Source organism: Ruegeria sp., assembly GCF_028066395.1.
In the GTDB taxonomy this organism is placed as follows: domain Bacteria; phylum Pseudomonadota; class Alphaproteobacteria; order Rhodobacterales; family Rhodobacteraceae; genus Ruegeria.
Window position 1 is genome coordinate 6782 of the sequence record NZ_JALCBM010000090.1, and the last position, 7761, is coordinate 14542.

At 61.7% G+C, this 7761-nt stretch carries 8 protein-coding genes; 7 read left to right on the forward strand and 1 reads right to left on the reverse strand.

The window, feature by feature from the left end:
- Both MPJ51_RS19845 and ubiB read left to right on the forward strand, forming a co-directional pair.
- Window positions 1–207, forward strand: a 207-nt coding sequence (locus MPJ51_RS19845; RefSeq protein ID WP_298390474.1) for a class I SAM-dependent methyltransferase, incomplete at its 5' end; no start/stop codon positions are given.
- Window positions 208–1737 (forward strand): 2-polyprenylphenol 6-hydroxylase, encoded by a 1530-nt coding sequence (gene ubiB / locus MPJ51_RS19850; RefSeq protein ID WP_298390476.1) that lies wholly within the window; start codon window positions 208–210, stop codon window positions 1735–1737. It abuts the gene before it with no gap.
- A gap of 98 nt (window positions 1738–1835) precedes the next feature.
- Here ubiB and MPJ51_RS19855 read toward each other — a convergent pair whose 3' ends face one another.
- Complete coding sequence (locus MPJ51_RS19855; protein WP_298390478.1) at window positions 1836–3011, reverse strand: acetyl-CoA C-acyltransferase family protein; 1176 nt, start codon at window positions 3009–3011, stop codon at window positions 1836–1838.
- A gap of 117 nt (window positions 3012–3128) precedes the next feature.
- Between MPJ51_RS19855 and MPJ51_RS19860 the strand changes: the two genes are divergently transcribed.
- From MPJ51_RS19860 to MPJ51_RS19880, 5 genes are all read left to right on the forward strand, one after another.
- Window positions 3129–3692: an XRE family transcriptional regulator gene (locus MPJ51_RS19860; RefSeq protein ID WP_298390480.1), complete on the forward strand. Its 564-nt coding sequence runs from the start codon at window positions 3129–3131 to the stop codon at window positions 3690–3692.
- A gap of 108 nt (window positions 3693–3800) precedes the next feature.
- Window positions 3801–4985, forward strand: a complete 1185-nt coding sequence (locus tag MPJ51_RS19865; protein ID WP_298390482.1) for a glycine C-acetyltransferase — start codon at window positions 3801–3803, stop codon at window positions 4983–4985.
- Between the two features lie 14 nt (window positions 4986–4999).
- Window positions 5000–6028 carry an L-threonine 3-dehydrogenase gene (tdh, locus tag MPJ51_RS19870; protein WP_298390490.1) on the forward strand — a complete coding sequence of 343 codons (1029 nt, stop codon included), beginning with the start codon at window positions 5000–5002 and terminating at the stop codon, window positions 6026–6028.
- A gap of 63 nt (window positions 6029–6091) precedes the next feature.
- Window positions 6092–6970 (forward strand): tryptophan 2,3-dioxygenase family protein, encoded by an 879-nt coding sequence (locus tag MPJ51_RS19875; protein WP_298390484.1) that lies wholly within the window; start codon window positions 6092–6094, stop codon window positions 6968–6970.
- Between the two features lie 3 nt (window positions 6971–6973).
- On the forward strand, window positions 6974–7761 hold a 788-nt coding region (locus MPJ51_RS19880; RefSeq protein WP_298390486.1), incomplete at its 3' end, for an alpha/beta hydrolase.

The following is a 7761-nucleotide window of genomic DNA, read 5'->3' on the forward strand; positions in this document are numbered from 1 at the left end:
GATCTCTACAGCTTCAACGTGATCCCGCGCATGGGCAAGCTGATCGCCAACGATTACGACAGCTATCAATATCTGGTCGAATCGATCCGCAAATTCCCCGATCAAGAGACGTTCCTGAACATGGTCCGCACCGCCGGGTTCGAAAACGCCAAGTATCGCAACCTGAGCATGGGCATCGCCGCGCTGCATTCCGGCTGGAAAATCTAGATGCGCGGCCCTCACAACATCATCCGCCTGATCCGCACAGGCGCCACCCTGGAACGCACGGGCGCCATGAATGTGGTGCTGGACGCGTTCGAGGCCCCGCGCGCCGTGCGCATCCTGGCCCATACGCTGGGCAAACCCTTTCAATGGCTGGGCTACAAGGGCGACCCCGACATGCCACCCGCCACCCGCGCGCTGACGGCGCTGGGTCCGGCCTATATCAAATTCGGTCAGGTGCTCTCGACCCGCCCCGATGTGGTGGGCGATGAACTGGCCGAACAGCTGCGCGTGCTGCAGGACAAGCTGCCGCCCTTTTCCCGAGCCGAAGCCATGGCCGAGGTCGAAAAGGAACTTGGCCAGCCGGTTGATCAGATGTTTTCCGAGTTCAGCGAACCCATCGCCGCGGCCTCGATCGCGCAGGTCCACAAGGCGAAGCTGACCAGCACCGGCGAAGACGTCGCCGTAAAAGTCCTGCGCCCCAGCATCGAACGCGCCTTCCGCAAGGATGTGGACGCGTTCTACTTTGCCGCCCGAATCGTCGACCTGTTCGCCCCCGGCGCACGCCGCCTGCGCCCCATGGACGTGATCGAACATTTCGACGGCGTTGTGCGCGGAGAGTTGGACCTGCGTCTGGAAAGCGCTGCCGCCTCGGAATACGCGGCCAACACCAAGGATGACGCGGGGTTCTGGCTGCCGCCCGTAATCTGGCCCCTGTCGGCCCGCAGGGTGATGACGCTCAGCTGGGCGGACGGCGTCGCATTGGGTGACAACGCGGCGCTGGACGCCGCCGGTCACAACCGCGCCGATCTGGCCGAACGCGTCCTGCGCCTATTCCTGCTGCACGCCCTGCGCGACGGCTATTTCCATGCCGACATGCATCAGGGCAACCTCAAGGTCGCCGCCAATGGCGATATCATCGCGTACGATTACGGCATCATGGGCCATATCGACGAATACACCCGCCGGGTCTATGCCGAGATCCTGTTCGGCTTCATCCGCCGCGACTACAAACGCGTGGCCGAGGTGCATTTCGAGGCCGGATATGTCCCCGCCAACCAGGATGTGGATGAATTCGCCCGCGCCCTGCGCGCGGTGGGTGAGCCGATCTTCGGCATGGATGCCTCGCATATCTCGATGGGTCGCCTGTTGAACTACCTGTTCGAGGTCACCGAACGCTTCGGCATGGAAACCCGCACGGAATTGATCCTGCTGCAACGCACCATGGTTGTTGTCGAGGGCGTCGCCCGCTCACTAGATGCGCATATCAACATCTGGGAGGTCGCCCGCCCCGTGGTCGAGGATTACATCAAACAATCCATCGGCCCCCGCGCCGCCCTACGTGACTTCGGTAAAACCGCCATGGTCCTGGCCCGCTTCGGCCCGCGCCTGCCCGCGCTGGTCGAAAACGCCCTGATCGCCCAAACGCAAAAAGAAGACCACCCCGGTTCACCCGTGTTGTCTACCTTACTGACCGCCCTGATCGGCGCCGCTGCAGGCGCCGGAACCATCCTGCTGATCATGGCGCTCAACTAAAACCAATCCCGCAGCTTCATCTGGCCAAAAATATCCTCGGGGGGAATCGCGCCCAAAGGCGCGATGGGGGGCAGACAGCCCCCCTTAACGCCCTCCGATCAGAGCCGCTCGATCGCCAGAGCAATCCCCTGTCCACCGCCAATACACATGGTGATCAAAGCCTTCGACCCGCCCACACGCTCCAGTTCATACAGCGCCTTCAGGGTGATGATCGCGCCGGTCGCACCCACCGGATGCCCCAAGGCAATCGCACCACCATTGGGGTTCACCTTCGCCCCGTCCAAACCAAGTTCCTGATTGACGGCCAAAGCCTGCGCCGCAAAAGCCTCATTGCTTTCGATCACATCGAAATCCGCCGCCGACAGGCCGGTCTTGGCAAACAGATTCTGCACCGCCGGCACCGGACCGATCCCCATCACCTCGGGGCGCACACCGGCATGGGCATAGCCCAGAACCCGCGCCCGCGGCTTCAACCCGGCCTTCTCAGCCGCATCCCCTGTGGCCAGCACCATCGCCGCAGCCCCATCATTGATGCCCGAGGCATTGCCCGCCGTCACCCGACCGTCCTTCTTGAACACCGGCCGCAGCCCGGCCAAGGCCTCGGATGTGGTCGCCTTGGGGTGTTCATCCACCGCAAAATCCACCATCACGCGACGCACCTTGACCTGCACCGGCGCGATCTGGCTTTCGAAATGCCCGGCCTCAATCGCCGCTGCCGCACGGGTCTGACTCGTCAGGGCAAACTCATCCATCTGCGCGCGGCTGATCTGATGCTCATCGGCGACGTTCTCGGCGGTCACACCCATATGCCCGGTGCCGAACGGGCAATTCAACGCCCCCAGCATCATATCCAATGAGGTCACATCCCCCATCTTCGCCCCCCACCGCGCCTGCGGCACGATATAGGGGCTGCGCGACATACTCTCAGCCCCGCCCGCGATGGCAAACTCCGCATCCCCCAGCATCAGGGACTGAACAGCCGACACAATCGCCTGCGCACCCGAGCCGCACAGCCGGTTCACATTCATCGCCGGAGTTCCATTCGGAATGCCCGCCTGCATCGCCGCAACACGTGACAGGTACATGTCGCGCGGCTCGGTATTGATCACATGGCCGAACACCACATGGCCGATCTGACCGCCCTCAACCCCGGATTTCTCCAACGCTGCCTCGGTCACCACGGTCGCCAGATCAATCGGCGCGGTCGAGGCCAGCGCGCCGCCAAATGTGCCGATTGCGGTGCGGGCACCGTCCAGAATTACGATATCGGTCATGTCTTTTCCCTCCAGGATTCGGCGACAGTATGCACCCCCGCCCAGCCCCTGTCCCAAAGGACGTTCCGTCACCATCACAATTGACAACCTGCCGCCCAGCGCGCATCAACTTCCGTCATGACGGAAAAGCCAGACGATATCCTGACACGCCTGCCCGCCCGCCTGAAAGAGGCGCGCCGGGCCAAGGGCCTGTCGCTTGAGGCGGTCGCCAATCTCAGCGGCGTATCGCGATCCATGGTCAGCCAGATCGAGCGCGGCGAAAGCAGTCCGACGATCTCGACCCTGTGGAACCTGACCCGCGCCCTGCAAGTGGATTTCGCGGGCCTGCTTGAGGACGGCAACAGCGCCGACCAGATCGAGGTACTGCGCCATGCCGAAGTGCCCAGCATCGACAATATGGGCCAGAACTGCCGCATCCGTATCCTCTCTCCACCGGAAGAGGCGGGCGGGCATGAGGTTTATGACATCCGCTTCGATGAAAACGGCGCTCTGAATAGTCCGCCGCATGCGCGGGGCGCGCGGGAGCAACTGACGGTATTGGACGGCGCGGTGCAGGTGACCTCGGGCAATGCGATCAGCGCGCTGCAACAGGGCGATACCGCGCGGTACGCCGCCGACGTTCCACATGCGATCCGCGCCGATGGCCCGGCGCGCGTCTTCCTGATCGTCAAAAACGCCTGACCGGCAAATTTCCGCCTTCACGGAATTTTTTCCGTGATTTCGACATTCCCCTATTTGGGAAATGCGTCCGCTATGTTAGATACGCGACTCAGATGAACGGAGGTCGCCATGGCAGACGCATTCCTGTCCCATATCACGGACACCCTCGCGCAGATCGAATCCGAGGGTCTGTACAAGCGCGAGCGCATGATCACCTCGCCGCAGGGCGGTGAAATTACGGTGGGCGGCAAACAGGTGATCAACCTGTGCGCCAACAACTATCTGGGCCTCGCCGACCATCCCGCCCTGATCGACGCCGCCAAAAGCACGATGGAGCCCAAGGGGTTCGGCATGGCCTCGGTCCGGTTCATCTGCGGCACGCAAGACATTCACCGCGAGCTGGAACAGAGGCTGGCGAAATTCCTGAACAAGGACGATGCAATCCTGTTCGCCGCCTGTTTCGACGCGAACGGAGGGCTGTTTGAGCCTTTGTTAGGGCCTGAAGACGCCATCATCTCGGACAGTCTGAACCACGCCTCGATCATCGACGGCGTTCGGTTGTGTAAGGCCAAACGCTATCGCTATCTGAACAACGATATGAACGACCTTGAGGCGTGGCTGAAACAGGCGCGCGAGGATGGGGCACGGCATATCATGATCGCCACCGATGGTGTGTTCTCGATGGATGGCTATCTGGCCAACCTGCCGAAAATTCGGGAACTGGCCGACAAGCATGATGCCATCGTCATGGTCGATGACTGCCATGCCACCGGCTTTATGGGGCCGAACGGCGCAGGCACGCCGGACCATTTCGGCGTCGATGTGGATATTCTGACGGGAACCTTGGGCAAGGCACTTGGGGGGGCAATCGGCGGCTACATCGCCGGGCCGCAGCCAGTGATCGATCTGCTGCGGCAGCGGGCGCGGCCCTATCTATTCTCAAACTCGCTGCCGCCCTCCATCGTCGCCGCCGGACTTGAGGCAATCCGTCTGGTCGAACAGGGCGACATGCTGCGTGCCCAACTGTTCGGCAACGCCAAATACTGGCGCGCGGGGCTTGAGAAACTGGGCTTTGACCTGCTGCCCGGCGAACACCCGATCATCCCGGTGATGCTGGGCGAGGCGACACTGGCGCAAGAAATGGCCACCCTGTTGTTTGACGAAGGTGTCTATGTCTCGGGCTTCTTTTTCCCCGTCGTCCCGCGCGGGCAAGCGCGGATCAGAACGCAGATGAATGCGGCTCTAACACGGGGTGAGTTGGATCAGGCGCTGGCGGCCTTTGGCAAGGTCGGCAAAGAACTGGGGGTGATCTGATGCGACCCAACACGATGAAAGCGCTTGAAAAATCCAGACCCGAAGAAGGTCTGTGGATGGTGCAGGCCCCGGTGCCCGAGATCAACGCGGATGAGGTTCTGATCCGCATCAACAAGACCGGCATCTGCGGCACCGACATCCATATCTGGAACTGGGATGACTGGGCCGCTGCAACGGTGCCGATCCCGATGATCACCGGCCACGAGTTCGCCGGTGAGATCATCGAGATCGGGCGCAACGTCACGGGGCTTGAGATCGGCCAACGCTGCTCGGGCGAGGGTCACCTGATCACCACCGACAGCCGCCAAAGCCGCGCGGGCAAGTTTCACCTCGATCCCGGCACGCGGGGCATCGGCGTGAATGAACAGGGGGCCTTTGCGCAATATCTGAAACTGCCCGCCTTTAACGTCGTCCCCCTGCCGGATGACGTACCGGATGAGATCGGAGCCATCCTCGACCCGCTGGGCAATGCCGTCCACACCGCGCTGAGCTTTGATCTGCTGGGCGAGGATGTGCTGATCACCGGCGCAGGCCCCATCGGCATCATGGCCGCCGCCGTGGCCCGCCACGCAGGCGCGCGGCATGTGGTGATCACCGATATAAACCCGGATCGCCTGACATTGGCCGAACATGTCGTGCCAACCCTGCGCACGGTGGATGTCAGCCGCGAAGACCTGCAAGACGTCATCGCCGAACTGGGTATGAAAGAAGGGTTTGACGTCGGGCTTGAGATGTCGGGCTCGCAAATCGCGCTGGATCAGATGGTCGAGGCGCTGGTGATGGGCGGCAAGATCGCCCTGCTGGGCATCCCGCCGGGGAAATCTCCGGTTGACTGGTCCCGTATCGTCTTCAAGGCGATCACCATCAAAGGCGTCTACGGGCGCGAGATGTTCGAGACCTGGTACAAGATGATCGCCATGTTGCAAAACGGTCTCGATGTCAGCCGCGTCATCACCCATCGGTTCGGCATTGATGATTTCGCCCAAGGCTTTGCCGCAATGAAATCGGGGCAGTCGGGCAAGGTGGTTCTGGACTGGACCTGACACTCTGGCCTTGCGCAGGATTAGACCCTAAACAGGGGATAACTCAGGCGTTTGGAGGAGCACATGGGCGACAAGGAAGACCGGTTTCTGGAACGCGGGGTCGAGGACACTCTGGTCACCGATTTCGCGCAGACCCATCGCAAAAGCTATGGCGACTTCCTGCAGCTCAAGACCCTGCTGAACTTGCAAACAACCTTTCAGGACCCCGCCCAACCCGATGAGATGCTGTTCATCATCATCCATCAGGTCAGCGAGCTGTGGTTGAAGCTGATGCACCACCAACTGGTCGAGGTGCGCCGCTTTCTGCAACAGGATGATTTCGGCCCGGCGATGAAGAACCTCGACCGGGTCAAGGCGATCCAGCATCAACTGATTGCCGCATGGGAGACCCTGCTGACCATGACCCCCGCCGATTACATGACCTTTCGGCAGGCGCTGGGCAGCTCCTCGGGCTTTCAAAGCTATGGCTATCGCCAGATCGAGTTCATTCTGGGCAACAAGGATGCCTCGACCCTGAAAGTGCACGCACATGACGCGGAGGTCACCGAGATGCTGGAGGCCGCGCTGACCAAGCCTTCGCTCTATGACGAGGTGCTTTTCATGCTGGCGCGTCAGGGGTTTGACGTGCCGCGCGATGTGCTGGACCGCGACTATGCGCAGCCCTATTCCGGGGACCCGCGCGTGGTGAAAATCTGGGTGCAGGTCTATCGCGATACCGGGACATACTGGGACCTCTACGCGCTGGCGGAAAAGCTGATGGATGTGGAATCGCTGTTTCAACGCTGGAGATTCGATCACGTCACGGCGGTGGAGCGGGTGATCGGCAACCAACCCGGCACCGGAGGGTCCAGCGGCGTGTCTTTCCTGCGCAAAGCGCTGGATCTGCGGTTCTTCCACGACCTCTACGACATGCGCACCGAACTGATGTATGCGGAGGACTGAGCCTTGCTCTATCGCGGTTTCACCCAAGCAGAGCTTGAACAGGAATACTCCCCCAGCTCAATGATTGGCGGCGATCTGACACCTTATCTGAACAGCTTTTCAGCGCTCAGCGCGCAGGCGCGGGCCCAGATGGCGGTTCGGGGTAACCTTGCCTATGGCGAAAGCCCGACGCAGGTGCTGGACTTCTTTCCCGCGAAAGGGGGCGGTGCACCGCTGCATGTCTTTGTTCATGGCGGCTATTGGCAGGCGCTCAGCCAGCGCGACTCGGCGATGATGGCCCCGGCGCTGGTTGAGGCGGAACAGTCATTTGCGACCCTGAACTACACGATCGCCCCGGATGCGCGTATCGGTGACATGATTCAGGAATGCCGCAACGCCTTGCTGTGGCTGGCGGCGCACGCACCTGATCTGGGGTTTGACCCATCCCGTATCACCCTGTCCGGGCACAGCGCGGGCGCACATCTGGTCAGCATGGTCATGGCAACCTCAGCCGATGCGCTGGCCCGCGCGGGGCTGCGGGTGCGGGATGTGATCCTGATCAGCGGCGTGTACGATCTGGAGCCGATCAGCCTGACCTCGGTCAACGACCCGCTGGGCCTGACCCCGGTCGAGATACATGATCTCTCTCCCATCCTGCACCTGCCCGCCCCCGGCCCCCGGTATCATGTGACCGTGGCCGAGCGGGACACGCCCGAATTCATCCGCCAAAGCCGCGATTATGCAGAGTTGCTGCGCAAGGCGGGGCATTCGGTCAGTTTTGATCTGAAAAAGGGGATGCAGCATTTCGATAT